At 59.8% G+C, this 26,630-nt stretch carries 28 protein-coding genes; 11 read left to right on the top strand and 17 right to left on the bottom strand.

Going from position 1 to position 26,630, the window contains the following annotated elements; translation table 11 throughout:
* The first annotated feature begins 100 nt into the window (after positions 1-100).
* Positions 101-649 carry a P-loop NTPase family protein gene (locus tag DW56_RS11045; protein WP_024553660.1) on the top strand — a complete coding sequence of 183 codons (549 nt, stop codon included), beginning with the start codon at positions 101-103 and terminating at the stop codon, positions 647-649.
* A gap of 6 nt (positions 650-655) precedes the next feature.
* Here DW56_RS11045 and pmrB read toward each other — a convergent pair whose 3' ends face one another.
* Genes pmrB through eptA form a run of 3 tightly spaced genes read right to left on the bottom strand, consistent with a single transcriptional unit; the run spans position 656 to position 4,046 of the window.
* The gene (pmrB, locus tag DW56_RS11050; protein WP_029697568.1) at positions 656-1,738 is read right to left on the bottom strand and encodes a two-component system sensor histidine kinase PmrB; all 1,083 of its coding nucleotides are present in this window, start codon (positions 1,736-1,738) and stop codon (positions 656-658) included.
* A complete protein-coding gene (gene pmrA, locus DW56_RS11055) occupies positions 1,735-2,409 on the bottom strand; it encodes a two-component system response regulator PmrA (RefSeq protein WP_024553658.1) in 675 nt (224 codons plus the stop codon). Before pmrA ends, pmrB begins: the two co-directional genes overlap by 4 nt.
* Positions 2,409-4,046 carry a phosphoethanolamine transferase EptA gene (gene eptA, locus DW56_RS11060; RefSeq protein ID WP_024553657.1) on the bottom strand — a complete coding sequence of 546 codons (1,638 nt, stop codon included), beginning with the start codon at positions 4,044-4,046 and terminating at the stop codon, positions 2,409-2,411. Before eptA ends, pmrA begins: the two co-directional genes overlap by 1 nt.
* A 119-nt stretch (positions 4,047-4,165) precedes the next feature.
* Between eptA and DW56_RS11065 the strand changes: the two genes are divergently transcribed.
* From DW56_RS11065 to norR, 3 genes are all read left to right on the top strand, one after another.
* Positions 4,166-4,783, top strand: a complete 618-nt coding sequence (locus DW56_RS11065) for a glutathione S-transferase family protein (RefSeq protein ID WP_024553656.1) — start codon at positions 4,166-4,168, stop codon at positions 4,781-4,783.
* Between the two features lie 54 nt (positions 4,784-4,837).
* Positions 4,838-5,068 carry a tautomerase PptA gene (gene pptA / locus DW56_RS11070; RefSeq protein ID WP_024553655.1) on the top strand — a complete coding sequence of 77 codons (231 nt, stop codon included), beginning with the start codon at positions 4,838-4,840 and terminating at the stop codon, positions 5,066-5,068.
* A 112-nt stretch (positions 5,069-5,180) separates the two neighbouring features.
* Positions 5,181-6,701 carry a nitric oxide reductase transcriptional regulator NorR gene (norR, locus tag DW56_RS11075; RefSeq protein WP_029589812.1) on the top strand — a complete coding sequence of 507 codons (1,521 nt, stop codon included), beginning with the start codon at positions 5,181-5,183 and terminating at the stop codon, positions 6,699-6,701.
* Between the two features lies 1 nt (position 6,702).
* Here the strand turns inward: norR and DW56_RS11080 are convergent, their stop codons facing one another.
* The 4 genes from DW56_RS11080 to DW56_RS11095 are packed head-to-tail and all read right to left on the bottom strand — an operon-like array spanning position 6,703 to position 10,733.
* The gene (locus tag DW56_RS11080) at positions 6,703-8,124 is read right to left on the bottom strand and encodes an amidohydrolase family protein (RefSeq protein WP_024554894.1); all 1,422 of its coding nucleotides are present in this window, start codon (positions 8,122-8,124) and stop codon (positions 6,703-6,705) included.
* 9 nt (positions 8,125-8,133) lie between these two features.
* Positions 8,134-8,928 carry an ABC transporter permease gene (locus DW56_RS11085; RefSeq protein ID WP_024554893.1) on the bottom strand — a complete coding sequence of 265 codons (795 nt, stop codon included), beginning with the start codon at positions 8,926-8,928 and terminating at the stop codon, positions 8,134-8,136.
* Positions 8,921-9,742, bottom strand: a complete 822-nt coding sequence (locus DW56_RS11090) for an ABC transporter ATP-binding protein (protein WP_024554892.1) — start codon at positions 9,740-9,742, stop codon at positions 8,921-8,923. The genes DW56_RS11085 and DW56_RS11090 overlap by 8 nt, the downstream gene beginning before the upstream one ends.
* Positions 9,743-9,767: 25 nt before the next feature.
* Positions 9,768-10,733 (bottom strand): ABC transporter substrate-binding protein, encoded by a 966-nt coding sequence (locus tag DW56_RS11095; RefSeq protein WP_024554891.1) that lies wholly within the window; start codon positions 10,731-10,733, stop codon positions 9,768-9,770.
* A gap of 547 nt (positions 10,734-11,280) precedes the next feature.
* Between DW56_RS11095 and DW56_RS11100 the strand changes: the two genes are divergently transcribed.
* Positions 11,281-12,264 (top strand): isopenicillin N synthase family dioxygenase, encoded by a 984-nt coding sequence (locus DW56_RS11100; protein ID WP_024554890.1) that lies wholly within the window; start codon positions 11,281-11,283, stop codon positions 12,262-12,264.
* 46 nt (positions 12,265-12,310) lie between these two features.
* Here the strand turns inward: DW56_RS11100 and DW56_RS11105 are convergent, their stop codons facing one another.
* Both DW56_RS11105 and DW56_RS11110 read right to left on the bottom strand, forming a co-directional pair.
* On the bottom strand, positions 12,311-13,216 hold the full coding sequence (locus DW56_RS11105; protein WP_029589813.1) for a manganese catalase family protein: 906 nt from the start codon (positions 13,214-13,216) through the stop codon (positions 12,311-12,313).
* A gap of 66 nt (positions 13,217-13,282) precedes the next feature.
* Positions 13,283-13,795 carry a ferritin-like domain-containing protein gene (locus DW56_RS11110; RefSeq protein ID WP_024554888.1) on the bottom strand — a complete coding sequence of 171 codons (513 nt, stop codon included), beginning with the start codon at positions 13,793-13,795 and terminating at the stop codon, positions 13,283-13,285.
* A 508-nt stretch (positions 13,796-14,303) separates the two neighbouring features.
* Here DW56_RS11110 and DW56_RS11115 point away from each other — a divergent pair.
* Positions 14,304-15,146 carry an arylamine N-acetyltransferase family protein gene (locus DW56_RS11115; protein WP_024554887.1) on the top strand — a complete coding sequence of 281 codons (843 nt, stop codon included), beginning with the start codon at positions 14,304-14,306 and terminating at the stop codon, positions 15,144-15,146.
* Positions 15,147-15,201: 55 nt separating this feature from the next.
* Here the strand turns inward: DW56_RS11115 and DW56_RS11120 are convergent, their stop codons facing one another.
* The 7 genes from DW56_RS11120 to DW56_RS11150 are packed head-to-tail and all read right to left on the bottom strand — an operon-like array spanning position 15,202 to position 21,659.
* Positions 15,202-16,437, bottom strand: a complete 1,236-nt coding sequence (locus DW56_RS11120; RefSeq protein ID WP_024561912.1) for a Zn-dependent hydrolase — start codon at positions 16,435-16,437, stop codon at positions 15,202-15,204.
* Positions 16,434-16,922 (bottom strand): L-2-amino-thiazoline-4-carboxylic acid hydrolase, encoded by a 489-nt coding sequence (locus DW56_RS11125; RefSeq protein WP_024553092.1) that lies wholly within the window; start codon positions 16,920-16,922, stop codon positions 16,434-16,436. The genes DW56_RS11120 and DW56_RS11125 overlap by 4 nt, the downstream gene beginning before the upstream one ends.
* A gap of 17 nt (positions 16,923-16,939) precedes the next feature.
* Positions 16,940-18,097 carry a branched-chain amino acid ABC transporter substrate-binding protein gene (locus DW56_RS11130; protein WP_024553093.1) on the bottom strand — a complete coding sequence of 386 codons (1,158 nt, stop codon included), beginning with the start codon at positions 18,095-18,097 and terminating at the stop codon, positions 16,940-16,942.
* A 19-nt stretch (positions 18,098-18,116) separates the two neighbouring features.
* Positions 18,117-18,839 (bottom strand): ABC transporter ATP-binding protein, encoded by a 723-nt coding sequence (locus tag DW56_RS11135; protein ID WP_024553094.1) that lies wholly within the window; start codon positions 18,837-18,839, stop codon positions 18,117-18,119.
* Positions 18,832-19,599 (bottom strand): ABC transporter ATP-binding protein, encoded by a 768-nt coding sequence (locus DW56_RS11140; RefSeq protein WP_024553095.1) that lies wholly within the window; start codon positions 19,597-19,599, stop codon positions 18,832-18,834. The genes DW56_RS11135 and DW56_RS11140 overlap by 8 nt, the downstream gene beginning before the upstream one ends.
* Positions 19,596-20,699: a branched-chain amino acid ABC transporter permease gene (locus tag DW56_RS11145; RefSeq protein WP_024553096.1), complete on the bottom strand. Its 1,104-nt coding sequence runs from the start codon at positions 20,697-20,699 to the stop codon at positions 19,596-19,598. Before DW56_RS11145 ends, DW56_RS11140 begins: the two co-directional genes overlap by 4 nt.
* Before the next feature lie 9 nt (positions 20,700-20,708).
* Positions 20,709-21,659 carry a branched-chain amino acid ABC transporter permease gene (locus DW56_RS11150; protein ID WP_024553097.1) on the bottom strand — a complete coding sequence of 317 codons (951 nt, stop codon included), beginning with the start codon at positions 21,657-21,659 and terminating at the stop codon, positions 20,709-20,711.
* 168 nt (positions 21,660-21,827) lie between these two features.
* Here DW56_RS11150 and DW56_RS11155 point away from each other — a divergent pair, with 168 nt between their 5' ends.
* Complete coding sequence (locus DW56_RS11155; RefSeq protein ID WP_024553098.1) at positions 21,828-22,760, top strand: LysR substrate-binding domain-containing protein; 933 nt, start codon at positions 21,828-21,830, stop codon at positions 22,758-22,760.
* A gap of 3 nt (positions 22,761-22,763) precedes the next feature.
* Here DW56_RS11155 and DW56_RS11160 read toward each other — a convergent pair whose 3' ends face one another.
* Positions 22,764-23,672, bottom strand: coding sequence for an AraC family transcriptional regulator (locus DW56_RS11160; RefSeq protein ID WP_024553099.1), 909 nt, complete (start codon positions 23,670-23,672; stop codon positions 22,764-22,766).
* Between the two features lie 123 nt (positions 23,673-23,795).
* Here DW56_RS11160 and DW56_RS11165 point away from each other — a divergent pair, with 123 nt between their 5' ends.
* From DW56_RS11165 to DW56_RS11180, 4 genes are all read left to right on the top strand, one after another.
* Entirely contained in the window at positions 23,796-24,332 is a 537-nt protein-coding gene (locus DW56_RS11165) for a carboxymuconolactone decarboxylase family protein (protein ID WP_024553100.1), read from the top strand.
* Between the two features lie 282 nt (positions 24,333-24,614).
* Positions 24,615-25,010: a (R)-mandelonitrile lyase gene (locus tag DW56_RS11170; protein WP_024553101.1), complete on the top strand. Its 396-nt coding sequence runs from the start codon at positions 24,615-24,617 to the stop codon at positions 25,008-25,010.
* Between the two features lie 28 nt (positions 25,011-25,038).
* Positions 25,039-26,100 (top strand): NAD(P)-dependent alcohol dehydrogenase, encoded by a 1,062-nt coding sequence (locus DW56_RS11175; RefSeq protein WP_024553102.1) that lies wholly within the window; start codon positions 25,039-25,041, stop codon positions 26,098-26,100.
* Positions 26,101-26,226: 126 nt separating this feature from the next.
* A complete protein-coding gene (locus DW56_RS11180; protein ID WP_024553103.1) occupies positions 26,227-26,550 on the top strand; it encodes a four-helix bundle copper-binding protein in 324 nt (107 codons plus the stop codon).
* Positions 26,551-26,630: the final 80 nt, after the last annotated feature.

A 26,630-nucleotide genomic window follows, 5' to 3' on the forward strand; every position in this document is an offset into this window, starting at 1 on the left:
AAAATGGTGAACAACGCAGTAATGACTGTTTTTTTCTGCCAGTGCCAATAACATAGCGGCTCGCATGGCGCTAAGAAACACCCAAACTGAGGGCAGACAAGTGAAAATTAATGTGGTAGGCACCAGCGGCAGCGGCAAAAGCACCTTCGCGCGCCGTCTGGCGCAACAGCTTTCGCTGCCTTATATCCAGCTGGATGCGCTTTACTGGCGGGCGAACTGGCAGGGCACGCCGGATGACGAGTTTATGGAAAAGATCCGCAAGCAACTGGCTTCCCATCCTCATGGATGGGTGCTGGACGGCAATTACAACCGTACAAAACCAGTGAAATGGCAGGAGGTTGAGTGCGTTATCTGGCTTGATTATTCCTTCACGCGCACCCTGAGCCAGGCCATACGCCGCGCTTTTACGCGCGCCTGGCATAAAAGCGAGCTGTGGCCGGGGACCGGCAACCGCGAAAGCTTTCGGCAAAGCTTTTTCAGCCGCGACTCCATTCTGCTGTGGACGCTGAAAACCTGGCGCAGCAACCGGATCCGCTACCTCGCCGACATGCAAAACCCGGCATGGCGCCATATCCGGTTTGTGCATCTGCGCTCCCCTGCGCAGAGCGAGGCGTTTTTGCAAAGCCTCAGCGAAAAACAGGCGTTATAACGCGCTTTAGTGCTCGTCAGAAAACCGCACCGTGGCGCGGCTTCCCGGCTCCGGCGTGCGGTTTTCGAGAATAAATTCGCCCTTGTGCAGCTGAACAATGCGACTCACGATATTCAGCCCAAGACCGATGCCGCCGTAGCGGCGGTCCATGCGCACAAAGGCTTTGCTCAGCTCGCCGATTTTGCTTTCGTCCACGCCTGGCCCTTCGTCTTCAACCGTAAGCGCAGCCGCAGGGTGCGCCGCCACGCTGACGGTTATCACGCTGCCTGCCGGGCTGTAGCGGTGGGCGTTTTCCACCAGGTTTCGCAGCAATACCTGCAAAAGGGTGGTGTCGCCGCGTACGTGGACCTCCTCGGGTAGCCGCAGGCGCAGCGTTTGATCGCGCTGGGCCAGCATCATGCGCAGTTCGTTTTCCGTCGCCAGCACGACATTTTCAATCAGCGAGACATCCTGATAGTTGCCGGATGTGAAAGATTGCCCGGCGCGCGCCAGTTGCAGCAGTTGCACCACGCTGCTGGTCATCTGGTCAAGGCGGGAGATGAGCGGTTGTACCTGGACATGGCTGTTGCGCTCTAGTAATTCAAGATGCAGGCGCAGCCCGGCCAGCGGCGTGCGCAGCTCGTGCGCCACGTCGGCGGTGAAAAGCCTTTCGCGCTCAAGGCTCGCGGTCAGGCGGGAGAGCAACTGATTAATGGCGTGGGTAACCGCGTCTATCTCCTGCACGGAACTGTGGTACTGAATTGGCTCGAGGTTATCTTCGGTGCGGTGCTCAAGGTGGTTTTGCAGCTTGCGAAGCGGGCGGGTTATCCACTTTACCGCCTGTAAACAGAGCACCAGCGCCAGCCCGATAATCACCAGGCTCGGCACCGCCAGGCTCGCTATCGCCTCGCGGATCTCCCGCTCAATATGCCGGTGGTTGTTATGGCTGTGCATGGCGGCATCCACCAGCAGCTGGATTTGCTCTTTGCTTTCATGCCACAGCCACAGCACGCTGATGGCCTGGCAAAAGAAGAGAATCAGGCCGATGGCTAACAGCAGGCGAAAGCTCAGGCTTTTGCTGTTGCGGCTAAGGCGTTTGCGCAGCGTCATTCGGGCGCGTCGTCCGTTTTGGTCAGGGTGTAGCCAAAGCCGCGCACGGTGCGAATGGCGGATTTGCCGATTTTGTCCCGCAGGTTATGGATATGCACTTCCAGGGTGTTGGTGGAAGGCTCCGTCTCCCAGTTATAGATATCCTGATAAAGCATTTCGCGGTGTACCGGCTGGCCCGCTTTCAGCATCAGCCTTGAGAGAATGGCGTACTCCTTGGGCGTTAACTCCAGCGGTTCTCCCGCAAGGCGGATCTGGCGATGGGCCATATCCAGCGCCAGCTCGCCCACCTGCAACTGGTTATCCGCCTGGTTGAGATGGCGGCGAATAATGGCGCGAATGCGCGCCAGCAGTTCATCAAGCGCGAAAGGCTTGACGAGATAGTCATCCGCGCCCGCATCAAGCCCGGCAATGCGTTCGCTGACCGTATCGCGGGCGGTCAGGATAAGCACCGGCTGGCGGTTTTTTTCTCGCCGCAGCCGCGTCAAAAAATGCAGCCCGTCTTCATCCGGCAGGCCGAGATCTAACACAATCAGGCTGTATAACCCGCAGGCCAGGTGCGCCTGCGCGGCTTTGGCGGAAGTGACGCCGTCACAAACATAGCCTTCGCCTTCCAGCGCCAGCAGGAGGCCCTCCAGTAGCAGGGCGTCGTCTTCCACAACTAAAATTTTCATTACGTTTTGCTCCGGCATGCCGTGAGGATGTCATCGCCCGGTTTGTATTCGCGGGTCTGCGTGCCGGTTATGCCAAGCACGGTGGAGAAAAGATTATCCTGAGAAAAAGGGTTCGATGCCGCGAGATGGGTCAGACATCCCGCATCCACACCGTACCGCTGTTGATATTCCGGCGATAACCATAACAGCATCGGCACATGTTTTTGCTGCTCCGGGGCGATGGCGTAAGGCAGCCCGTGAAGATACTCGCCGTTTTCCCCCAGCGACTCGCCGTGATCGGAGAGATAAACCAGGCTGGTGGTAAATTTATCCTGGTGCGCCTTCAGCATGGTAATCGCTTTATCGACAATATAGTCCACGTATAACAGCGTGTTGTCGTAGGTGTTAATCAACTGCTGCTGTGAACAGCTCTGGATTTCATTCGTCTCGCAGGTGGGCGTAAAGATCCGAAACTGCGGCGGATAACGGTGATAGTAGGTCGGGCCGTGGCTGCCAATGGTATGCAGCACGATGATGCCGTTGCCCCTGAGCTTCTGAATGTACTCCTCAAGCCCGTGAAAGAGCACCTCATCGTAACATTCGCCCTCCTGGCACATGCCCGGCAGATTGAGCGCGGTCATGTCCTGGTGCGGCACCCGGTCGCAGGCGCCTTTGCAGCCGCCGTCGTTTTCATTCCACAGCACCTGCAAGCCCGCACGCTGCAAAATATCCAGCAACCCTTCCTGGTGGCTCGCCAGCGCCTCGTCGTAATGCGAACGTGGCATATTGGAAAACATGCAGGGCACGGAAACCGCCGTTGCGGTGCCGCAGGAGGCAGTGTGCGGGAACCAGATAACCTCATCTTTCGCAAGCTTCGGGTTGGTCTGGCGGCCATAGCCTTCCAGCGAGAAGTTATCCGCGCGCGACGTTTCGCCGACGATCAAAATGGTGAGGTTTGGCTTGCCGGTCTGATGGCTGGCAAGCAAATGGGCATCTTCGCCGATACGCACCAGCGGCAGGTTCGCCAGCCTGTGGTGGGAATAATAAGACCAGCCTGCCGCGATGCTGCTGGAGGGGCTTAAGGTTTTCACCAGCTCCCGGTTATTGCGAAACAGCGAAGCGTAATCTTTATAAAACAGCAGCGCCACGATGACGATAGCCGCGCAACAGCCCAGCATGCTGACAAGACGCCACAGCACGCCTTTCCAGCGCGAAGCGGCCGGACGAATGCGGATCCAGAACATCACCGCCACGGCGCCTGCGCCGGTCAGCAGCAGCGTCAGCGCCAGCTCGGGCGTGAGCAGAGCGAAACTTTCCGCGCCAGTGGTATCCAGAATATTGGCTATCATGTTGCGGTCCATGATGATGCCGTAGTTCATGATGAAATACTGCACCGACGCCGAAACAAGAATAAACACGGCGAGAACCACCCGTGACAGCCGGAAGAAAGAGGCTATCGTCGTCACAATAAAGATGACGCTAAAGGCCACGACCGGCATGGAAAGCAACACCAGCGCTTCGTGAACCGTGACGATCGGCATCGCTTTCAGCACCTGGCGGTAGAATGCGATGTTCAGAAAAAGTGAGATATAAAGCGAAAAAATCGCCAGAAAAGCGAGCCGACCGAGCGTCGGTCTTTTTTCATTCAGCAGTGGCATAGCGCAGGCCTGATAACAATTAAGGCGCCCAGAGTGCCAGAGCAAAATTAGGAAAACCTTAAGCGGTTACCGCCAGGCGGCGTCAGCTTCTACACTTATCTGAAACTGAGGAGGTGACAATGCTTACGCTCTATGGTGTGCCAGGATTCGGGTCGGCTATCAGCGAAGTGATGTTGGCGATGACCCGCGAGCCTTACGATTTTGTTAATGTCGAGGGCTTTGACCAGCCCGGTCCGCAGCAGGAAAAGCTTATCGCCATCAACCCGCTTTGCCAGGTGCCGACGCTGGTGCTGGAAGATGAGAGCATCATGACCGAAAGCGCCGCCATTGCGCTAATGCTGCTTGACCGTCATCCCCAGTTCGCCCCCCGGCCCGGCACGCCTGCCCGCGACAGGTTCTGGCGGCTGCTGGTCTGGCTGGTGGCGAACGTATATCCCACCTTTACGCTCGCCGACTACCCGGAACGCCTGGTGGACGAACAGCAGGCGCAACTTAAGGCGAACGCGCAACGGCTGCGCAAAACGTACTACCAGTGGCTTGAGCAGGAGCTGGGCGAAGGGCCTTATACTTTCGGCGAAGAGATAACCCTGCTGGATGCCTACTGGCCGGTGCTGCGCTGCTGGGGGCCAGGGCGAGAATGGTTCGCCGCCAATACGCCGAAACTTAACGCCATGGCGGATAACGTATGCGGGCGCGTGGAGCTGGAAACGGTGCTGAAGGCCAACAAGCTCTTGTAAATCAAGGCGGGATAACGCAGGCTGAACCTCCCGTTTATGAGTAAGGAGCAAACCATGCCGCACGTTGACGTAAAATTTTTTCCGCGCGGATTAACCGAAGAGGCGCAGCAGGCGCTGGCCGACGAGCTGAGCGACGTTATCGTTAAGCATCTGCAAAGCAAAGCGAGTTCCGTTTCCGTGGCGCTGGAAGAAGTCGAGCCGGACAACTGGAAAGCGCAGGTGTGGGACAAAGAGATTGCCCCGAATCTGGATAAACTCGCCAAAAAACCGGGTTACAGTATGTGATCCGCAAGAGGCAGGCGGGTATTCATCAGGGTGAGGATTGTCCTTTTGACTATGCGACTGCCTTCTGCTGTGGCATCCTTTGTGGTCTCTGCGACCACAAAGGAGCACCTTCATGAGCCTCTCGGTCAACCTTCTCGCCACTATCGCCATTGAGCTGCAAAGCGGCATCAGCCATCAGGACCGCTTCCAGCGGCTTATCACCACGCTTCGCCAGGTACTGCGCTGCGACGCCTCAGCGCTGCTGCGCTATGAGCAGGGAGCGTTTCGTCCGCTGGCCACCGACGGCCTGTCGCCGGATGTGCCCGGCCGGCGCTTCGCCATTGCTGAACATCCGCGGCTGGAAGCCATCGCCCGCGCGGGCGACATTGTCCGCTTTCCGGCGGACAGCGCCTTGCCGGACCCGTACGACGGGCTTATCCCGGGCCACGAGCAGTTAAAAGTCCACGCCTGCGTCGGCCTGCCGCTTTTTGCCGGGCAGACGCTGATTGGCGCGCTGACCCTCGACGGCATGGATCCTTACCAGTTCGATAATTTCAGCGATGAAGAGCTGCGGCTGCTGGCGGTGCTGGCGGCGGGCGCGCTGAATAATGCGTTGTTGATTGAGCAGCTTGAGCACCAGAGCCCGCTTATCGCGCCGCAGCGCGCGGCCGCAGCCGAAGGCAGCGCAGGTGAGATGATCGGCGAATCGCCGCCGATGCAGGAGCTAAAGCAGGCGATAGCCATTGTCGCGCCCTCCGATTTAAACGTGCTGATAAGCGGCGAAACCGGCACCGGCAAAGAGCTGGTGGCCCGCGCTATACACGAAGGTTCGCCGCGCGCCGCGAATCCGCTGGTCTACCTGAACTGCGCCGCGCTGCCGGAAACGGTGGCGGAAAGCGAACTGTTCGGTCATGTGAAAGGGGCATTTACCGGGGCCATCAGCAACCGCAGCGGCAAATTTGAAATGGCCGATAACGGCACGCTGTTTCTGGATGAAATTGGCGAGCTTTCGCTGCCGTTACAGGCCAAGCTGCTGCGCGTCCTGCAATATGGCGATATCCAGCGCGTGGGCGACGATAGCAGCCTGCGGGTGAATGTGCGGGTGCTGGCGGCCACCAACCGCGATCTCAAAACCGAAGTGGTGGAAGGGCGTTTTCGCGCCGACCTTTACCATCGCCTGAGCGTCTTTCCGCTGGTGGTGCCGCCGCTGCGCGAGCGCGCAGAAGATACCGTGCTGCTGGCAGGCTTTTTCTGCGAGCAGTGCCGGGCGCGCCTCGGTCTTTCCCGGCTGGTGTTAAGCCCGGGGGCGATCGCCCATTTGCGCGCTTACCGCTGGCCGGGCAATGTGCGCGAGCTGGAGCATGCCATCCATCGCGCCGCTATCTTCGCCCGCGCCGCCCAGGGAACGCCGGAAGTGGTGCTGGAAGCGCACCACTTCGCGCTGAAAACCGCCGGGCGCGAAACGCCTGTCGCCGCGCCGCCTGCCGGGCCGGTCGCACAGCAAAACCTGCGCGCCGCTACGGAAGCGTTCCAGCGGCGGCTCATCCGCGAAACGCTTAATCAGCACCATCACAACTGGGCGGCCAGCGCCAGGGCGCTGGAGACTGACGTGGCGAACCTGCACCGGCTGGCGAAGCGGCTCGGTTTAAAATAGCTCACCGCACCCCGGCCCGCCGTTGCAGGGTAAAGACCGCCTCCTGCGCCTGACGGCCCAGCGCCGCGAGGTCGAGGCCGGGGATGCGGTCTTCTTCCACCGCCACGCGTCCCCCCACCAGCAACGCTTTCAGGTATGCGCGACCGCCGCAGGCTACCGGGCCGATGGCGATATCGTGCAGGCCGAAATAGCGCGGGTCGTCCAGCCGGTAGAGCGCAATATCCGCCGCCTGGCCGGGGGCGAGCGTGCCCAAACCGGTTAAGCCGAGCACCTGCGCGCCGCCCGCCGTGCCCCAGCGCACCACCTCTTCAATGGTCGCGGCTGCGCCGCCGCCTTCAAACTCGCCGCCTTCATAGCGCGGCTTCGCCAGCATTCCTTTGCGTGCACGCTGTAAAAGCCAGGCCGCGTGAGTTTCGCTCTGCATGTCCGCCGCCTCGTTGGAGGCCGCGCCATCCACGCCTATCGACACTTTCACGCCTGCCGCTTCCAGCGCCGCCAGGTCGGCAATGCCGCTGCCGAGCCGCCCGTTGCTTTGCGGACAGTGGGCGATGCCGCTGCCCGCCGCGCCGAGCAACTGGATCTCTTCGGGCAATAATTTCACCAGATGGGCGAACCAGACATCTTCGCCAATCCACTCCTGTTCGGCGCAAAATTGCAGCGGCGTCATGTTGAACTTCGCCCGTGCGGCGTCAAGATAATCCACCGTCTCGCTCAGGTGGCTGTGCAGGCGAATGCCCAGGCTTCGCGCAAGCCTGGCGCTTTCCCGAAGCTCCTGCGGGGTGGTGGAGTGCAGGGTGGTGGTGGGCGCCATGACCACCTGCCGCCAGGCAAGCGCGCCCGGCTGATGGTATTTCGCGGTGAGGCGCTCAACATCCGCCATCCAGGCGTCAAATTTTTCCGGGCGCAGGGCGGTAGGTAAATCAGCCTCAAGCCCGCGGGTTTGCGTGGCGCCGCCCCGGCAAAGTACAAAACGCATGCCGAGCGCTTCAGCTTCTTCAAATAAAATAGCCGCGCCGTCAAACGGCATATCGGGCCAGTAAAGATAATGGTGATCCGCCACCGTGCCGCAGCCCGAGCGCAGCAGCTCAACCAGCCCAATGCGGGCGGCGATGCGAAACGTCTGCTCGTCAAAAGCGCCGCGAAAACGGTAGGGCGTGGCGGCAAGCCAGGCGGAAAGGCTCTGGTTCAGCCCCTGCGGCTCGCCTTTGAGCAACGACTGAAACAAGTGATGGTGGGTATTCACCCAGGCGGGATACGCCACGCAATCGCGGGCGTCAATAATCTGCTCATCAGGCGCGGGCGCAAGTTCGCCCATTTCACTAATCAACCCGTCGCGCAGTCGAATATCCCGCGCCGCGCTTCGCGGGGCGTGGCGCTGGCCGGTGAGAATAGCGGCGCAGTTTTTTATCAGTATGGCGCTCATAAAGGTTCCTTATGCCAGCGCGCTGTCGTGCCAGCGGCGTAAAAAGAGATGGCTTAGCAGCGACATCAGGCCAAAGAGCGCCAGCCCGCTACAGGTAATCAGAAAGAGGGCGGCGAACATCAGCGGCAGGTTGAGCTGAAAGCCCGCCTGCAAAATCTGCCACGCAAGGCCCGCGCCGCTGCCGCCGGTGCCGGCGACAAATTCCGCCACCACGGCGCCGATAAGCGCCAGGCCGCTTGAAATACGCAGCCCGCTGAAAAAGTACGGCAGAGCGTTAGGCAGCCGCAGGCGCAGCAGGATCTGCCAGCGTGAAGCCTGATTAATGCGAAACAGGTTCAGCAACCCGGGATTCACGCTGCGCAGGCCAAGCGTGGTGTTCGTCAACACCGGAAAAACCGCCACCAGCATGGCGCAGACCACCAGCGCAAGCGTGGTGTTGTGGATCCAGATGATCACCAGCGGGGCGATAGCCACCACGGGCGTCACCTGAAATAAGATGGCCCACGGCATCAGGCAGGATTCAATAATCCGGCTCTGCACAAAGAGAAAGGCGATAAGGGTGCCGATGGCCACCGCCAGCAGGAACGCCAGCACGGTCACTTTCAGGGTGGTAAACAGGCTGGCGAACAGCGCCTCCCGCTGGCTGACAAGCGTTGAGAAAATATCGCTCGGCTTCGGCGCCAGATAGACCGGCACCGCGAACTGGCGAAACAGCAGCTCCCAGAGCAGCAGCAGGGCCAGGGCGGAGACCAGCGGCCAGACGGCGCGCTGCGCCTGGGGATAAGACATCAGCGGTTTAGTCATGGTCAGCTCCTGCGCTCGCTTTTTCCAGCAGCGCGGAAAGCGCCGCGCACTGGCGAATAAACGCCTCGGAGGTGCGAAAACCCTTATCGCGCTCCTGCGGGCCGTCGATAGCGACATCCGCCACCACGCGCCCCGGCCGCGCGCCCATAACAATGACCCTGGAGGAGAGATAAACCGCCTCGTAAATGCTGTGGGTCACGAACACCACCGTCAGCCCGCGCTTCGCCCAGAGTTTGCGAATATCGCTGTCGAGCTTATGGCGGGTGAACTCGTCGAGCGCGCCGAACGGCTCGTCCATTAACAGCAGATCCGGCTCGGTGACCAGCGCCCGGGCGAGCGACACGCGCATCTGCATGCCGCCGGAAAGCTCGCGCGGCATGGCGTGCAAAAAATTCTCCAACCCCACCGCCAGCAGCGCCTGCATCACCTGCGGCGCGCTCGCCTTTTTACTTATGCCGCGCAGAGAAAGCGGCAGGCGGACGTTTTCTTCCACCGTCGCCCAGGGCATCAGCGTCGCTTCCTGAAAGACCATCGCCATGCGGCATTCCGCCGCCATCTCCGCTTTGCCGTTCCAGCGCACCTGGCCCGCCGTAGGGCCTTCCAGCGCGGCGAACATTTTCAGCAGCGTGCTTTTGCCGCAGCCGGAAGGGCCAAGCAGCGAGACAATTTCACCGCGCGCGATATCCAGATTCAGCCGCTGCAAGGCCAGCGTGCCGTTGGGGTAAACTTTCTCCACGCCGCGCGCCATTAAAAAACGCGGATCGGCGGTTTCCTGCGCCGCAGGGGCGGCGTCAAACGACAGTACAGTACTCATACATGCGCTCCAGTGCGTGCCGCTCTTACATGGCGGCTTTAGGGTAAAACTGCGTGGTGAAGGCGGCTTTGTAGTCAGTGGCGGCATTGAGCAGGCCCGCGCTGACCATAAAATCGCGCGTCGCTTTCCAGCGCGGATCGGTCATCACGCCAAGCCCTTTTTGCGCCGCGTCGCCGCCGTCTATCAGATGCAGCGCTTTAAGCTGCGCAACGCCGAACGCCAGCACCGCGTCGCTCATCTGCGGGTTTTCCTGTTTGATAAGCCGGTTGCCCGCCGTCGGGTCCGCCAGGTAGCGCTGCCAGCCTTCCATTGAGGCTTCTACAAAGCGTTTCAGTACATCCGGTTTTTCCGCCAGCAGATCGTTTCGCGTAACGAGAATGCCGCCATAGGCAGGGTAGCCGTGCTCGGCAAAAAGGAAGAAGCGGCTGTCCGGCTGCGCCTGCTTCGCCTGCTGCACTTCCGAGGTGGCGTAAGCCTGCTGCGCCGTGTTTTTGTCGGCAAGGAAAGGCTGCATGTTGAAGGTGTAAGGGCGCACCTGGCTGTCGCTGAGCTGGTATTTCGCTTTAAGCCAGGGCCACCACGAGGCCTGGCCGCTGGCGGAGACCAGCACCGTTTTGCCTTTCAGCCCGGCGAGATCGGACACATTGCTGTGGGTCAGCATGCCCTGCGGGTCGAACTGAAACGGCGCGGCGATGGCTTTTAGCGGGAAGTTTTGCTCAATGCCTTTCAGCACCTGCAAATCGTAGCTGACGATGACGTCCGCGCGTTTCGCCAGCAGCAGCGTCATGTTGTTAAGCTGCGGGCCGCCGGAGCGCACCTCCACATCCAGCCCATATTTTTTATAGATGCCTTCCGCCACGGCCTGGTAATAGCCGCCCTGTTCAGCCTGGGCCACCCAGGTGGTTTGCAGAATAAGTTTGTCTGCGGCATGTGCGGCGCTGCTCAGCAGCAACGCGGAAAGCGCGACGGTAAAAGCGGTGCGAGATGTCATAAAACCCCCGAATAAGCGTCAGATTGGTCTGCATCAGGGGTGAGCGGTTCTCCCGACGCCAGGTGGCGTCGTCCCCTGACGAGGAACAGCGTTGCGCTGTAGAGCAATGTCCCACGCGAGGCTGTGCCTGCGCGCTAACCGCTTATACTCTGCTGGCTGTTTTGCAAAGGTTGTGCCAGCCGCGAGCGAGGCGGCCAGAGGGCGTGCTTTGGCGGGAATAGACGTCGCAAACGCGAGAAAAGCAAAACGTGCTGCACAGTTGTGAAGCATTTGTGAATTTTTTGCCCACTGGCGGAACGTTGCCTCTGCGTTATGCCGGAATGCTGAGACGCCGCGCCGCGCTAAAGGCTTATGCTGCCGGGGTTTTATGCGCAGCGCGCTTTCTGGTACGCCGCTTGCTTAAGGGAAAGCGAGTAGAAGCGTTCAGCCATGGCGTTAACGATGGCGGGTCATTGCTCATGGCGCAGGGCGTTTCACGTTCTGCGCCCGTGACGTGGCCCGGCGCAGACGGCGGGCCACCCGTTCAGCAAACAGAGAAGGGTGAACCATGACAATCGCTAACGCAGCATTTTCCCTGCATGAACTGACCAAAGAATCCCGCATGGGCGCAACCGGCAAAGAGACCAGCCGCGAGGTGCGCATCATTGATATTTCTGATTTCGCAAACCGTAAAGAGGAGATCGCCCAGGCGCTCTGGAGCGCGGCAGTCGATATCGGCTTCTTCCAGGTTTCCGGCCATGGCATTGCCCCGGACGCCATTAATCAGGCCTTTGCACGCGCCGAACACTTTTTCGCGCTGGCGGATGATGTGAAAGCGCAGTACCCGCTCAACCGCAACGCGGGGTGGGAAAAGCGCGCGCAAATTCGTCCCTCCACCGGCACGCCGGATGAAAAAGAGTCGTACCAGATAACCCGTCCGCGCATGGCAGGTCTGTGGCCCGCCGAAACGGAACTGCCAGGCTTTCGCGAGGCGATGCTGGGATTCGAACAGCAGTGCTGGCAGGTAGGCATGCAGATCCTCTCGTGCTTCGCCTGGAAGCTGGGCTTTGAGGAGGATTTTTTCGCCAAAGCGCACGATCCGGCGCAGCCGACCTATCAAAGCACGCTACGTATGCTGCATTACTTCGCGCTGAAAGGCGAAGCGCAGGGGCCATGGCGGGCGGGAGCGCATACTGATTTCGACTGCCTGACGCTGCTGTTTCAACGCGAAGGCCAGGGCGGGTTGCAGGTCTGTCCGGGTAAAGAGATGGAAGAGCAGGAGTGGACCAGTATCGAGCCGCTCGCCGACCTTATTACCTGCAACATTGGCGATATGCTGATGCGCTGGAGCGACGACCAGCTTCCGTCTAATTTTCACCGGGTACGCAGCCCGTTGCCCGGCGAGCATGTGGGAGACCGCTACAGCCTGGCCTTTTTCTGCCAGGCGAATGAAGATGTGGTGATTGAAGGGCCGGGGAAAAAATACCCGCCGATAACCGCAAAGGATTATCTGCACCAGCGCATCAGCGCTAATTTTTCCGGTAAATACTAATGAAAAAAGCCCTGCTCGATGGCAGGGCTTTTTTTAGTGCGGCATCTTATTTTTTACCGGGTTTGCCTTTCACCGGCCGCTCCACAGGCGGCACGGAGGCACCCATTTCCGCGCCGGTTACCGGGTCGATATCCGGGTTAGATTGCGTACGCTGCGCCATGGAAAGCACGGTCGCCTGCTGATCGGAAGGCAGTTGCACATCCGCCAGGCCGTCGCCGCCGTCAACCGCGGGTTGCGGATCCGCAACATACTCGAAGTTTTCGTCGCTGTTCCAGCTGCCGCGCAGGTCGTCGCCTTTCGACATGTTGTAGTAAACGTTCGCGTACTGTTCCACCGGCGGCAGTTTGCCCGGCGGGAAGTTATTGCGAATGGAGTAAAGCGCTTTCTCAAAGGAGATCTGGTGGGCGACTTCACGGGTCATCAGGAAGCCCAGCGCATCTTTAACGCCCGGATCGTCCGTTACGTTAATCAGGCGTTCATAGATGATTTTCGCACGCGCTTCGGCGGCGATGTTAGAGCGCAGGTCAGCGGTGATTTCGCCAATGGTGTCGATGTACGCTGCGGTCCACGGCACGCCCGCGGAGTTAGTCAGCGCCGGGCCGCCGCCATACAGCAGGGCGGTGGTGTGGCTATCGTTGCCGTGACCGGTAAGAGAACGATAAAGTTCCGCTTCTTGTTCAACGCCTTCGGCGAGATCGCCTTTTGCGCCTTTATTGAGCATGCCGACCAGCGAGCCGATTATTTCCAGGTGGCTTAATTCTTCAGTGGCAATATCCATCAGCATTTCTTTGCGTGCTGGATCTTCATCACCTAAACCTTGCGTGAAATAACGGCAGGCGGCAGCTAATTCACCCTGCGGACCGCCGAATTGCTCCAGCAGTAAATTCGCAAGACCTGGATTTGGTTCGGCTACGCGAACCGTATATTGCAGTTGCTTAACATGACGGAACATAAATTTCTCCTGCTCACAATATCAGAAAAGAACCTGCCATTGCTGGCAGGTTAATTTGAATAAACGTTATTTTTTAGCTTCCACGCCAGGGGCAGCGGCGCGGGTCAGGTATTGCTGAGTTACATCCGGCAGATGGTCGATACACCATTTCGCCATGGCAATTTCCTGCTCGCGGATCTGTTCAAAAATTGCCGCGCCTTGTTCATCGCCAGCCGCTTTCGCTGCGGCAATCAGCGAGGTGTAGCACGCGATTTCGAATTGTTCGAACACGTAGCCGCTGATAGCGCCTTTCACCACTTCGTCAGAGGCGAACATGCCGCCCATCGCCTGACCCATCGCGGTCACTTTGCTCACGGTGTCTTTCAACACGGAGCGGGAAATGTTGTGGGTTTCGAAGACTGAGTCGAGCAATTTCTGCTGCTGACGGGTTTCTTCAATATGCTGCTCAATGCGCGCTTTCAGATCCGGATAGTGCTCAAGACGAGAGGCCTGAGCCTGTAGCATCTTTTCAGCCTGTTCTTCCATGGCATGAGCGTCGCGCAGCCAGTCGTGATAGTTTTCTTCGTAGGATGTCGCCATAATTTACCTCTTCCGGAATAAATAGTTATATGAATCGGTAGTCACGTTACAAAAATGTAAAAGCCAGATTTGCAAATTGCTTTAGCTTTATAAGGTTAGCAGAGAATTTCGCTTCGGCCGGGCAAAAATAAGAATAATGGATTTTAAGATTTGTCCTGGATAAGCGAATCGATAAGATTGCGCCCGGCTTTTTAATATATTCCACTGGCGGCGCAGTTCATTTTTCCATCATCTTTACGGGTGGTTTTTTTATTATATTCCTTGCCGCTTCGCTTAAATAAATTAGCTCGTTTTCTCTCTCCTTAGTTTACAGATTAATATCTGACAAGCGAGGCGGTAATAATTTCTTTATAAGCTGAATTTAAAAGGAAAAGGTAACCCGCTCTGCATAATTTCGAACGGTAATATCAGCAGGCGATGCTTTTGCTTGCCTGGCAAGGCACGATCCGACATCTCGCCTGCGCGAAAAGAGCTATAAAGAAGGAAGACCCCTGCAAGGAAAACGGCTATGGCTTTTTCGCTTAACGAGTATCTGGCACGAATTGGCTTCAACCGCGAGGCGCGCGCGGATTTTTCTACGTTTCAGTCGCTGCACCGCCGTCATATTGCAGCTATAGCCTTTGAGAATCTTGATGTGTTGCTGAACCGCGAGATCCTGCTTGATGACGACAGCATCTTCGACAAGCTGGTCACGGCGGGGCGGGGAGGCTACTGCTTTGAGCACAATGCGCTTTTCACCCGCGCGCTGAACGACATTGGTTTTGAGACGCATAACCTGGCGGCGCGCGTGCTGGTGGCGAAACCCGATGAAATGCCGCCGCGCACGCACCGGCTGGTTATGGTGCAATGTGAAGAGGCGACATGGATTGCCGACGTGGGTTTTGGCGGCCTGACGCTAAGCGTGCCGCTGCCGCTTAAAGATGGCGCGGAGCAGGCGAGCGCGCAGGGGCTTTACCGGCTGGAGAAAAAGCAGAATGAATTTTTGCTGCTGCTTCGCCAGCACGACCATTTCCAGCCGCTGTACCGGTTCGATCTGGAAAAGCAGTACCCCGCGGATTACCTGATGGCGAACCACTTTATCGCCCACTGGCCGGACTCGCATTTCCGCCACCATTTACTGGCGGCGCTGCATCCGCTGGATGACTGTCGTCTGACGCTGGTTAACCGTCGCCAGACGCTGCATCTGAAGCCGCCGCGCCAGGAGGCGCTTAAGGATAACGACGCGCTTTACGACAGCCTGCAACAGCGCTTCAACATCCGGCTCGATCACCCACGCCACGGCGTGACGCGCGACGCCTTTAGCAACATGATGGACAAGCTGCTGGCGCAAGAAGAGGCAGAAAGCCAGTAGCGGCGCAGGGGGCCGGTATAAAGCCCCCTGGCGCGTTCGCGTGGAAGTAAGAGAATTATCCTTCCTGGGCTGCGCTCAGCAGCGCATTCAACAGCACGCTGGCGCCGTTTTCAGCCCACTGCGGCAAAATCGCCTCTTCTTCGTTGTGACTGATGCCTTTCACGCAGGGAATAAAGATCATGCTGGTCGGCGCCACCCGGTTAACGTAACAGGCGTCGTGCCCCGCGCCGGAAACCATTCGCGTATGGGAGCAGCCAAGCGCTTCTGCCGCCCGCTCAACGTGCGCAATGCAACGCTCGTCGAAATGCACCGGCGCATAGTCAAAGATCCGCTTCAGTTTCACTTCCAGCAACCGCTCGGCAAGCTTCTCAACGGCGGCTTCCAGTGCGGTTTCCATCTCTGACAGCGCTTCCTGCTGCGGGTGGCGGAACTCTACGCTGCAAAACAGCGCGCCGGGAACGACGTTGCGCGAATTGGGCGTGACCTGCGCCATGCCGATAGTGGCGCGGCCATCTGGCGAAAAATCAAAGCCGATTTGTTCAACCGCCAGCGCCAGCTCAGCAAAACCGCACAGCGCGTCGCGACGATGCGCCATGGGCGTCGTGCCGGCATGGGCGGCGAAGCCCTGAATATCCACCTCGTACCAGCGCTGCCCGGCAGCGGCGTGAACCACCCCGATATCAATCGCTTCCGCCTCCAGTTGCGGGCCTTGCTCGATATGCGCTTCAAAGCAGGCGTGAACCGGAAACGCCGCGCAGGGCTTTTCGCCAGCGTAGCCGATGGCCTGTAGCGCGTGCTCCAGCGTTACGCCGTTTTTATCTTCGCGGGAGCGCGCGAACGCCTCGCTAAACACGCCCGTCCAGACGCCGGAGGCGAGCATCGCCGGCGCGAAGCGCGCGCCTTCTTCGTTAGTCCAGTTCACCAGCAGCAGGTCGCGTTCAGTGTCTATGTGCAGATCGTTAAGCGTGCGCAGCGCCTCTAAGCCTGCCAGCACGCCGTATATGCCGTCATAGTTGCCGCCGAGCGGTTGGGAGTCGCCGTGGGAGCCGGTCATCACTGGCGCCAGCGCGGGGTTGCGTCCGGCGCGGCGAATAAACATATTGCCGAGGCGATCCACTTCACAGGTGAACCCCGCCTCCAGCGCCCAGGCACGCAGCGTGTCGCGCGCCTGGCGATCCTCCTCGCTCAGCGTCAGGCGCGTGACGCCGCCGCGAGGGGTGGCGCCGAACTGCGCCATCTCCTCAAGCGTGCGCCACAGCCGTTTGCCGTTAACCTGTAGCGGCTTGCTCATGCTTTGTCCTGTTTTTTGACGTGATAGCGAAAATCGCAACGCGGGGCGCCAGACATAATGGTGGTGGTGCGTTCCAGCTCAACCTCCGGCGCGTAGCCGACAATAAACTTGTCGTCGCGGGCGCAGGAAAGTAAGTGGCCTATCTCGCCAAGCCCCATCTCGTGGTACATCTCGGCGTAGCGGCAGCGCGTCACGTCGTAGTTATATTGCTGCTCGTCGCTGTCGATCACTTTCACATCCAGCGCGTTATCTTTTTCCCACAGGTATTGCAGGGCGACGAAGCTTTGCAGGTTCGCTCCCTGCGGCTCTGCGGCGGCGAAGTCGCGCCCGGCCTGAATAGCCGCTTGCTCGATGGCTTCGCCGATAATGGCCTGCGCGCGCGCTTTGCCTATTTCGCGCGCCATCACGTCGTAAATGGGTTTGATAATTTCCGCTTCGATGCGGCGGCGGGCCAGAATGCCCATATTGTTATTGTCACAGCTCATCACATTGCCTCACTCAGTTACTGCTTCGCGCCGCCCAGTACGGTCTGCGGCTGCCACTTGCCATCCACCACTTTGTAGACGGTGAAGCTCGGGTTTTTCAGATTGCCTTCTTTATCGAAAGCGATGCTGCCGGTTACGCCGCTGTAGTTAATGGCGCGCAGGGCGGGCAGGTAATCGCTGGCCTCGACGGAATCGGCTTTTTGCATGGCGGCGACCAGCACGCGGGTGGCGTCGTAGGCGAACGGCGCGTGCAGCTCAATGCTGTGACCCCAGCGCGCCTGGTATGCGTCGGCAAACGCTTTGCCCCCGGGCATCTGCTCTACCGGCAGGCCTGGCTCCAGCGCCACCACGCCTTCGCCCTCTTTTTGCGCGAGCTTCAGGAAGGTCTGGCTGACGAAGCCGCCTGCGCCCATCAGGGTGGCGTTAATGCCGAGCTGCTTAATGCGGCGGGCGAGCGGGGCGGCCTGGCTGTCCACGCCGCCAAAGAAAATCAGGTCCGGGTTTTTGCTGCGAATGGCGGTCAGCACGGCGCTGAAATCCACGGTTTTTTCATCCACGTACTGGCGATCGATGGTCTTAACGCCCTGGCTTTCCAGCGACCTGATAAATTCATCCGCCAGCCCCTGGCCGAATGCGGTGCGGTCATCGATTACCGCAATGCGTTTGGCTTTCAGCTGTTGCACGGCGTACTGGCCGGCATAGTTGCCGCCGTCGTCATCGTGGCCCATCACGCGAAAACTGGTGTCGAAACCCTGCTTAGTGTAAGCGTGGCCGGTGGCGACCGGGGCGACCTGCGCAATGCCCGCGTCATGATAAATGCGCGCCGCCGGAATGCTGGTGCCGGTGTTCCAGTGGCCCACCACCCCCGCCACGCCGTTATCCACCAGACGCTGCGCTACCGCGACCGCTGTGCGCGGGTCGGACTGATCGTCTTCTGATTCCAGCTTAAACGTCACCGCTTTGCCGCCGATGGTCAGGTGCTGTTTGTTGATGTCGTCAATGGCGAGCTGCGCGCCGTTTTCCAGATCTTTGCCGATACGGGCGGAAGGGCCGGTCAGCGGGCCGGCGAGACCGATAACCACGGTTTCGCTCTGCGCGGCGAAACCGGACGCGCAGGAGAAAAGACCGGTAAGCAGAAGGGCGGTGTGCAGTGCTCTTGTTTTCATGGTGTGCATAGAATTTCCCTGGTGTTGGTTAAACGGGCGCTTCGCCCAGATAAATGTGTTGAATAGCGTCGTCATTGAGCAGCGCCGCAGAGGGGCCGCTGTGTACCAGATTGCCGCTGTCCATGACCCACGCGTGGTCGGTCACTTGCAGCGCCAGCCTGGCGTTTTGTTCTATCAGCAGCAGCGTGACCTGCGCTGCGCGAAGCCGTGAAATAACGCTGAAAACCTGTTCGACCATAACGGGAGCCAGGCCCATTGAGGGTTCGTCGAGGATCAGCAGGCGCGGCTTGCTGAGTAGCGCGCGATTAAGCGCCAGCAGCTGCTGCTCGCCGCCGGAAAGCAGGCCCGCCAGCTGGTTCTGACGCTCCGCGAGGCGGGGGAATTGCTGGAAGATGTCGTCGATTTCCCGCGCGACCGTGACGTTGTCACGCCTGAGCCACGCGCCCATGCGCAGGTTTTCCATCACGGTAAGGCGATGAAAAATGCCGCGGCCTTCCGGCACCATCACAATGCCGTCGCGCAGCAGCGCTTCCGGGCTACGCTTTTTAATGGACCGCCCCTGATAGCGGATTTCGCCGCTAAAGGGTTGCAGGCCGGTAATGGCGCGGACGGTGGAGCTTTTTCCAGCGCCGTTGGCGCCAATGAGCGTCGCCTGCTCGCCAGCCCTGAGCGAAAAACCGATCTGGCGCACCGCCTGAATGCCGCCGTAGTGGACATCCAGGTTTTCAACGGAAAGTAAAGTTTCAGACATCGGCGGCGCCTCCCAGATAAGCGCGAATAACTTCAGGGTGACGGCGCACCGTTTGCGGGTCGCCTTCAGCAAGCACCCGGCCGTAGTCCAGCACGGTCAGGCGGTCGCACGCGCTCATGATGAGCTTGACGTCATGCTCGATGATTAACACGGTTTTGCCGTCATCGCGGATGCGTTCAAGCAGCCCCTGGAGCGCCACTTTTTCCGCGCCGTTCATGCCTGCCGCCGGTTCGTCCAGCGCCAGCAGCTTCGGGTCTGTGGCCAGCGCGCGGGCGATTTCCAGCCGCCGCTGGTGGCCGTAGGCCAGATCGCTTGCGCGGTAGTGCGCGAATTTGCTGATGCCGACATACTCCAGCCAGCGCCAGGCCTGCTCGCGGGTTTCCGCCTCTTCCTTGCGGGCGCGGGCGTGGCGGGCGATCGCGGCCCAGACGCCGTTGCGGGTGCGCACATGGCGGCCGACCATGACGTTTTCCAGCACGCTCATTTCGTTAAACAAACGCAGGTTCTGGAAGGTGCGCGCAATGCCCGCTTGCGTGACTTTCTCAATGGCTTGCGGCGAATAAGGCTGGCCGTCGAGGCTGAACTCGCCGCTATCGGCGCGGTAAAGCCCGGTGATCAGATTAAAGCAGGTGGTTTTACCCGCGCCGTTCGGGCCTATCAGACCGTAGATCTCCCCGGCATTCACGGTGAGGGAAACGTCGTTTACCGCCACCACGCCGCCGAAGCGTTTGCTAAGTCGCTGTACGCTAAGCAATGTCATACCTGTTTCTCCTTTCCGGCAGGCCACAGTCCGCCCGGGCGATAGAGCATGACCAGCACCAGGGCCAGACCATAAAAGAGCTGGCGCAGCACTTCCGGGTCGACAATCACGGCGCCAAAAAGCGCCTGCTGCACGGGCGCCGCCTGGCTACGTAAAAATTCCGGCAGGGCGCAGAGCAGCACCGCGCCAAGGATCACCCCCGGGATGTGGCCCATGCCGCCCAGCACCACCATCGCCAGCACCACGATAGACTCCTGAAGCGTGAACGATTCCGGCGAGACGAACCCCTGGAACGAAGCGAACAGCGCCCCCGCCACGCCGCCAAAAGAGGCGCCCAGGGCGAAAGCAAGCAGCTTGAAGTTACGTACGTTGATGCCCATCGCCCGCGCCACGTCTTCATCTTCACGAATGGCGTGCCAGGCGCGGCCGACGCGGGAATCCTGCAAGCGTACGCAGAGAAAAATAATGGCGACGATAATGACGGCAAAGAGGTAGTACCAAAGGTAAAGCGACGAGAACTTCACGCCAAACCAGCTGTGCATGCCGCTGAATTTCAGGCCGAACAGCGAGAGCGTATCAACGCCGGAAATGCCCTTCGCGCCGTTAGTAATGTTGACCGGGCGGTCCAGGTTGCGCATCAGCACGCGAATGATTTCGCCAAAGCCGAGGGTAACGATAGCCAGATAATCGCCGCGCAGCCGAAGCGTCGGCGCGCCGAGCAGAATGCCGCAAATGGCCGCCACCAGCGCCGCCAGCGGCAGCAGCAGCGCAACAGAGGCGTGCAGCCCGTCCGGGAACCAGGCCAGCAGCGCCGGGAACGCCTCGGTCAGATGCGGCGACGCCAGAAGCGCTGTCAGGTAAGCGCCCACGGCGTAAAAGGCGATAAAGCCCATATCAAGCAGGCCCGTGAAGCCCACCACGATATTCAGCCCCAGCGCCAGCATGATATAAAGCAGCGCGAAATCGAACACCCGCACCCAGTAGTTGCCGCCGACGGCGCCCGCAAGCCACGGCGCGATAATCAGCGCGGCGATAAACAGCGCCATGCCAGGCCAGACGCGCTTAACGGGAAGGGAGGTGTGCAGCGTTGTGTCAGTCATGATTATTCCTTAAGCCCGCTGCGCCACGCGCTCGCCAAGCAGACCTGCCGGGCGGAACACCAGCACCAGAATCAGCACCAGAAAAGCGAACACATCCTGATAGTTGCTGCCGAAGACGCCGCCGGTCAGCTCGCTCAGGTATCCCGCGCCAAGAGATTCGATAAGACCAAGCAGAATGCCGCCCACCATCGCGCCGCGCAGGTTGCCGATACCGCCCAGCACGGCGGCGGTGAAGGCTTTGATCCCCGGCAAAAAGCCCATGGAAAAGCCCGCGCTGCCGTAGTTGCTCGCCATCATCACGCCAGCGAGGGCGGCAAACGCGCCGCCAATGGCGAAGGTGAGGGTGATTATCTGGTCAGGGTTAACGCCCATCAGGCGCGCCACCTGCGGGTTTTCCGCCACGGCGCGCATGCCGCGCCCCAGGCGGCTGTATTCCACCAGCAGCCACAGCCCGCCCATCACCGCCAGCGCCAGCCCAACGGTGACAATGCCGGTCACCGTAACGATAGCCGGCGGATGTCCGGCGTCGCCTGCCGTAACCGCGATGGCGTCCATCGGCAGGATCTGTGGGAACATCAGCGGATTGCGCGACCAGATAAGCATGGCGACGGTCTGCAACAGCACCGAAACGCCGATGCCGCTAATCAGCGGCGCCAGACGCGGCGCGTTGCGCAGGCGGCGATAGGCGAAGCGCTCCACCGCCATCGCCAGCAGCGCGCAGACCGCCATCGCCACGACCAGCGCGGCGAGCAGTTGCAGCAGAAGAGGCAGCCCGGGGAAATGCGCGTTCAGCGCATTCAATGCCGAAAGGGTGGTCAGCGCGCCGACCATAAGAATGTCGCCATGGGCGAAGTTAATAATGCGCAAAATGCCATACACCATGGTATAGCCGAGCGCGATTAGCGCGTAGATGCTGCCAAGCATCACGCCGTTTATCAGTTGTTGCAGGAGTGTATCCACAGTGCTATTCCAGCAGGTCACGTTGCGGCACTACCATCCAACAGGCTGATATCTTTGTAAAATACTCAATGTTTATTTCTTATGATAAATCCGCTGTTGACTAACTCATTGAAATGATGTGATTTTAAAAATCATCCCGATCGTTTTTCACAGCAAACAGATCAACATATGAGAAAAACAGAACAGTTGGCGTTGCCTGCCGCAGGTGAAAGCAGCCTGCCGAATGACCCGCCGCTGCGGGCGGTGCGCGCTTTTGAGGCCATCGCCCGCCACGGCAGCGTGACGGCGGCGGCGCAGGAGCTGTCGATTTCGCCCTCTGCCGTGAGCCACCAGCTGCGGGTGCTGGAAAGTTATTTGCAGGTGCCGTTAACCAACCGTCAGGGGCGGCGGCTGGTGCTAAGCCCGGAAGGACGAGACTATTACCGTTCGATCCGTTCGGCGTTTTCCGTGCTGCGGCGGGCCACGGAGCATTTGCTGGATCAATCCCAGTCGCGGCAGGTGACCATCAGCCTGATCCCGCTGTTCGGCATGGGCTGGTTTATTCCAAGGCTGCCGCGCTTTATGCGCGCCAACTCGCAAACGGAAATCAATGTGCTTTACGCCAACCACCGCAACTACCTGAGCGATGCGTCTGATATGTCGATTCGCTTTGGCAAAGGGCAATGGACAGGCTACCAGACAGAGAAACTTATCTCCGGGCGAATGGCGCCGGTATGCAGCCGCGAGTTTTTGCGCCTGCACGGACACATCGATACGCCGCAGCAGCTGGCGCAGATGCCGCTGCTGCATGATGAGGAGCGAAGCACCTGGGCGCAATGGTTCGAGCAGCAGGGGGTGCGCAAGCCGTTTCGCTACAGCGGGCCAATGTTTGAAGATGGTCTGCTGACGCTTGCCGCAGTGCAGGCGGGCATGGGCTGCGCGCTGATGCGCGAACCGCTTATCGCCCCGTACCTGCAAAGCGGGGAACTGGTGAAGGTGTTCAATGAGACGGTGGATGACGGGCGCGACTACTACCTCTGCGTGCGCGCCGACAGCGAAATGTCTGAAGCCGGCAGGCTGCTGCAAAACTGGCTGCGGGAAGAGGCGGCGAAAGAGGGCTGAGCGTTATGCCGCTTCATCTCGCTGGCGGAACTGCCCGGGGGTAACGCCATGGCAGTTTTTGAATGCGCGAGTGAAAGCGGCCTGCGTCTGATAACCGCAGGCTTCCGCCACCCGGCCCACCGCCATTTCGCCGCCAGCCAGCAGCCGCGCCGCCAGCGCCATTCGCACCTGGGTCAGCCAGGCCTGCGGCGTGACAGCGTAACGGCTGGCGAAGTGGCGGGCGAAGGTGGCGCGTGAGAGAAAGCAGCGCTCCGCCAGCAATTCCAGCGTCCAGGGGGCGGCGGGGTCGCTGAACACGGCCGCGACGGCGGGCGCGAGGCGTTTGTCCGCCAGCAGCGCCAGCATGCCAGGCGCGCTGTCGTGCAACAGCGCGCGCAGCAACAGCGTCAAAAACGTGGCGGTAAGCTCGCGCACGATGGCGCTGGCGCCCGGTTTGCCGCTTAAGCTCTCTTCTCCCAGCATCGCCAGCAGCGCGCGCAGCGAACGGCAATCGTCGCGCGCGGCGGTTTCCACTTTCACCACGCCGCTCGCGCCGTCGAACAGCAGCGCGCCGTTGACGCCAAAGTGAAACTCTCCGCAAAGCAGCGTCAGCTCGCCGCCTTTACCCTGCGTTACCACTTCCGTCAGCGTGCCGTTGTGGCGACGGGTTTTCGCCACAGGCTGCCCCGCCTGTTCAAGGCTGCTCAGCAAATGCGGCGCGCCGTAAGGCAGCAACAGAATGTCGCCCGCTTTTACCAGGGTTGCCTGTCCGCCTGTCTCAAGCCTGGCTTCTCCTGACAGAATGGCGTGCCAGGGCATAACGCCTGCGGGGGTTTGCGGGTGATCCGCCTCCCAGCGGCCGGCGAAGCGGCAATGCAGATCCACCGAACCTTGCGGCGCGAGCAGCGCAATGAGCTGACTGAGCGTATCCATAATCCTTCCTGAGACGATAAGACAAAAAGCTAAGACGATGGGCGGCAGATGCGCGGGAACGGCAGGGGTAATCTACAGCCATCGCCAACAGGGCGGAAACCAACAACTTAACAGGAGCATATCATGAGCCGTTTACAAACCATCAATCCGGAACAGGCAACTGGCAGAACCGCGCAGCTTTTCGGCGCCATCAAATCGGCAATGGGCAAAGTGCCGAACGCTTATGTCGCTATCGGCGCTAACTCGCCGGAAGTGCTTTCCCAGGCGTTGCAGCACAATGCCGCGCTGCGCAAAGGGGCGCTGAACGCCAGAGAGCTGGAGGCGATTAACCTCGCAGTGAGCGAGGCGACCGGCTGTGACTACTGCCTCGCGGCGCACAGCCTGATGGCGAAAAAAGCGGGCTTCACGCCAGAGCAGATCAAAGCGCTGCGCGCGGCGGATTATGCCGACGACAGCCGCTTCAACGCGCTGACCCGTTTCGCCCGCACCGTGGTCACCACTCGCGGCACGCTGCCTGCCCAGCAAGTGGAAGCCTTGCGCGCAGAGGGCTTTAACGACCAGCAGGTGGTGGAGATTATCAGCGCCATCAGCGCGATCCTTTTTACCAATATGATTAATCGCGTGAACGACACGGTGGTGGATTTCCCGAAAGCGGAATGATTCACCGGGCGTGAGGGTGAAAGATGACACCGTCACGCCCTCCGTGTGGTAAGCCACATGAAGCGAGCCGCCGCGCGGGTAAAACGATGCTCGCGCGCCGCCACGGTAAAGGCGATAAGGTCGTTTCTTCCCTTTAAGCATGGTTTTCATGGAGGCCTGGCGGCACAGAATCGCACCGTATTAATAAATATGGCTCATAAGCGCATGCTGATTAATTGCTCTAATCGCGCCCGCCTGGCTTTGTTAAGGTAGATAGCGGTTTCAACATGTGAGGAGCAAAAAATGAAGATAATTCGCAGCGGTTCTCAGCCTTCGGCGCAGGGACCGGAGCAGTGGTTTACCGGCCGGGTACGTATCGATTCCCCCTTTCAGGCAACTGAACCGGCCCGCGTTGGCGGCGCAACGGTGACCTTCGAGCCCGGCGCGCGCACCGCCTGGCATACTCATCCGTTGGGACAGACGCTAATCATCACTCAGGGCCGCGGCTGGTTGCAAAAATGGGGTGAAGAGATTGTAGAGATGAACCAGGGCGATATTGTCTGGATCCCGCCTGAAGTAAAACACTGGCATGGCGCGACGCCCGACACGGCGATGACGCATATCGCTATCGCCGAAGCGCAGGACGGCAGCCCGGTAGAGTGGATGGAAAAAGTGAGCGACTCACAGTATAAGAAATAGTCACCCCCTGTTATTTCCGGAGATCCTCATGACCATGAAAGTGCTTGGATACGCTGCGCAATCCTCTTCCACGCCGCTGGCGCCGTTCGAATTTAACCGTCGCACGCCGCGCCCCGATGATGTGGTGCTGGAAATTTTGTATTGCGGCGTGTGCCACTCCGATTTACACCAGGCGCGCGACGACTGGGGCTTTAGCCAGTATCCCCTTGTGCCGGGCCATGAAATTATTGGCCGGGTAGCCTCGGTGGGCAGTGACGTCACCCGCTTTAAGCCGGGCGACATCGCCGCCGTCGGCTGCATGGTCGATTCCTGTCGCGAATGTCATCCGTGTCGTGAGGGGCTGGAGCAATATTGCGAAGAAGGGTGCGTGCAGACCTATAACGGCGTGGACCGGCACGACGGCCAGCCTACCTACGGCGGCTATTCACAGGCGATTGTCACATCCGAGGCGTTTGTGCTGCGCGTGCCGCAAGGGCTGGCGCTGGAGTCCGCCGCGCCGCTGCTGTGCGCGGGCATCACTACCTGGTCGCCGCTACGGCACTGGAACGTGGGCGAGGGGAGTAAGGTGGCGGTGATCGGGCTTGGCGGGCTTGGCCATATGGCGCTTAAGCTGGCGCGGGCGCTGGGCGCGGAAGTGACGCTTTTTACCCGCTCGCCAGGCAAGGAAGAGGACGCCCGCCGTCTGGGCGCCCACAACGTGGTGCTTTCCACCGACCCGGCGCAAATGGAGCAGGTTAAGGGCGCATTTGAGTTGATTATCGACACGGTGCCCTATGAACACGATATCAACCCCTACATGCCAACGCTCCAGCTCGACGGCACGCTGGTGTTTGTCGGCCTGCTCGGCAACATTAACCCCGTGCCGAACACCGTGCCGATGATCATGGGGCGCCGTTCGGTCGCCGGTTCCGCCATTGGCGGCATTGCCGAAACGCAGGAGATGCTCGATTTTTGCGCGCAGCACGGCGTGACGGCGGACGTAGAGGTGATTGGTATCCAGGAGATCAACGAAGCCTGGGAGCGCATGCAAAAAAGCGATGTGAAGTATCGCTTTGTGATTGATATGGCTTCCTTGCAGTCACCACAGTGAGTCAGCGCAGGCTAAGGAAATAGATAACGTCTGCTTATAACGCTTTTTCATAACGACGCAGGCGGGTGGCATATTCCTGCAATGACAACCAGGCTTAGGGACACGTACAACGCAAAGGAGGAAAAGATGCCCTTAAACTATGCGAGCTGTATCGAAGCCTGTTATGACTGCGCCGCCGCCTGCGATTACTGCGCTTCATCCTGCCTGAAAGAGGAAGACCCGGGGATGATGCGCGACTGTATTCGTCTTGATATGCAGTGCGCCAATATGTGTCGTCTGGCCGCGCAATTTATGGCGATGGGCAGCGCCTGGGCGAAATCGGTGTGCCAGCTTTGCGCCGAGATTTGCGAAGAGTGCGGCAAAACCTGTCGCCAGCACCAGATGGACCACTGCCAGCGCTGTGCCGACGCCTGCGAGCGCTGCGCGCAGGCCTGCCGCGAAATGGCGTGATCCCATCGCGCCCCCGCGGGGGCGTATTCGCGCTCTTTTTTTGCCTGCCGCTGGTTTTTGTTGCTAAATCAGCCGAATGT

Origin of the sequence: Franconibacter helveticus LMG 23732, assembly GCF_000463115.2 — a bacterium.
GTDB lineage: Bacteria > Pseudomonadota > Gammaproteobacteria > Enterobacterales > Enterobacteriaceae > Franconibacter > Franconibacter helveticus.

Excerpts from the sequence above, each read along its gene's own strand:
- pmrB (WP_029697568.1), bottom strand. The coding sequence starts at position 1,738 with ATGACGCTGCGCAAACGCCTTAGCCGCAACAGCAAAAGCCTGAGCTTT.
- pmrA (WP_024553658.1), bottom strand. The coding sequence starts at position 2,409 with ATGAAAATTTTAGTTGTGGAAGACGACGCCCTGCTACTGGAGGGCCTC.
- eptA (WP_024553657.1), bottom strand. The coding sequence starts at position 4,046 with ATGCCACTGCTGAATGAAAAAAGACCGACGCTCGGTCGGCTCGCTTTT.
- DW56_RS11065 (WP_024553656.1), top strand. The coding sequence starts at position 4,166 with ATGCTTACGCTCTATGGTGTGCCAGGATTCGGGTCGGCTATCAGCGAA.
- pptA (WP_024553655.1), top strand. The coding sequence starts at position 4,838 with ATGCCGCACGTTGACGTAAAATTTTTTCCGCGCGGATTAACCGAAGAG.
- norR (WP_029589812.1), top strand. The coding sequence starts at position 5,181 with ATGAGCCTCTCGGTCAACCTTCTCGCCACTATCGCCATTGAGCTGCAA.
- DW56_RS11080 (WP_024554894.1), bottom strand. The coding sequence starts at position 8,124 with ATGAGCGCCATACTGATAAAAAACTGCGCCGCTATTCTCACCGGCCAG.
- DW56_RS11085 (WP_024554893.1), bottom strand. The coding sequence starts at position 8,928 with ATGACTAAACCGCTGATGTCTTATCCCCAGGCGCAGCGCGCCGTCTGG.
- DW56_RS11090 (WP_024554892.1), bottom strand. The coding sequence starts at position 9,742 with ATGAGTACTGTACTGTCGTTTGACGCCGCCCCTGCGGCGCAGGAAACC.
- DW56_RS11095 (WP_024554891.1), bottom strand. The coding sequence starts at position 10,733 with ATGACATCTCGCACCGCTTTTACCGTCGCGCTTTCCGCGTTGCTGCTG.
- DW56_RS11100 (WP_024554890.1), top strand. The coding sequence starts at position 11,281 with ATGACAATCGCTAACGCAGCATTTTCCCTGCATGAACTGACCAAAGAA.
- DW56_RS11105 (WP_029589813.1), bottom strand. The coding sequence starts at position 13,216 with ATGTTCCGTCATGTTAAGCAACTGCAATATACGGTTCGCGTAGCCGAA.
- DW56_RS11110 (WP_024554888.1), bottom strand. The coding sequence starts at position 13,795 with ATGGCGACATCCTACGAAGAAAACTATCACGACTGGCTGCGCGACGCT.
- DW56_RS11115 (WP_024554887.1), top strand. The coding sequence starts at position 14,304 with ATGGCTTTTTCGCTTAACGAGTATCTGGCACGAATTGGCTTCAACCGC.
- DW56_RS11120 (WP_024561912.1), bottom strand. The coding sequence starts at position 16,437 with ATGAGCAAGCCGCTACAGGTTAACGGCAAACGGCTGTGGCGCACGCTT.
- DW56_RS11125 (WP_024553092.1), bottom strand. The coding sequence starts at position 16,922 with ATGAGCTGTGACAATAACAATATGGGCATTCTGGCCCGCCGCCGCATC.
- DW56_RS11130 (WP_024553093.1), bottom strand. The coding sequence starts at position 18,097 with ATGCACACCATGAAAACAAGAGCACTGCACACCGCCCTTCTGCTTACC.
- DW56_RS11135 (WP_024553094.1), bottom strand. The coding sequence starts at position 18,839 with ATGTCTGAAACTTTACTTTCCGTTGAAAACCTGGATGTCCACTACGGC.
- DW56_RS11140 (WP_024553095.1), bottom strand. The coding sequence starts at position 19,599 with ATGACATTGCTTAGCGTACAGCGACTTAGCAAACGCTTCGGCGGCGTG.
- DW56_RS11145 (WP_024553096.1), bottom strand. The coding sequence starts at position 20,699 with ATGACTGACACAACGCTGCACACCTCCCTTCCCGTTAAGCGCGTCTGG.
- DW56_RS11155 (WP_024553098.1), top strand. The coding sequence starts at position 21,828 with ATGAGAAAAACAGAACAGTTGGCGTTGCCTGCCGCAGGTGAAAGCAGC.
- DW56_RS11160 (WP_024553099.1), bottom strand. The coding sequence starts at position 23,672 with ATGGATACGCTCAGTCAGCTCATTGCGCTGCTCGCGCCGCAAGGTTCG.
- DW56_RS11165 (WP_024553100.1), top strand. The coding sequence starts at position 23,796 with ATGAGCCGTTTACAAACCATCAATCCGGAACAGGCAACTGGCAGAACC.
- DW56_RS11170 (WP_024553101.1), top strand. The coding sequence starts at position 24,615 with ATGAAGATAATTCGCAGCGGTTCTCAGCCTTCGGCGCAGGGACCGGAG.
- DW56_RS11175 (WP_024553102.1), top strand. The coding sequence starts at position 25,039 with ATGACCATGAAAGTGCTTGGATACGCTGCGCAATCCTCTTCCACGCCG.
- DW56_RS11180 (WP_024553103.1), top strand. The coding sequence starts at position 26,227 with ATGCCCTTAAACTATGCGAGCTGTATCGAAGCCTGTTATGACTGCGCC.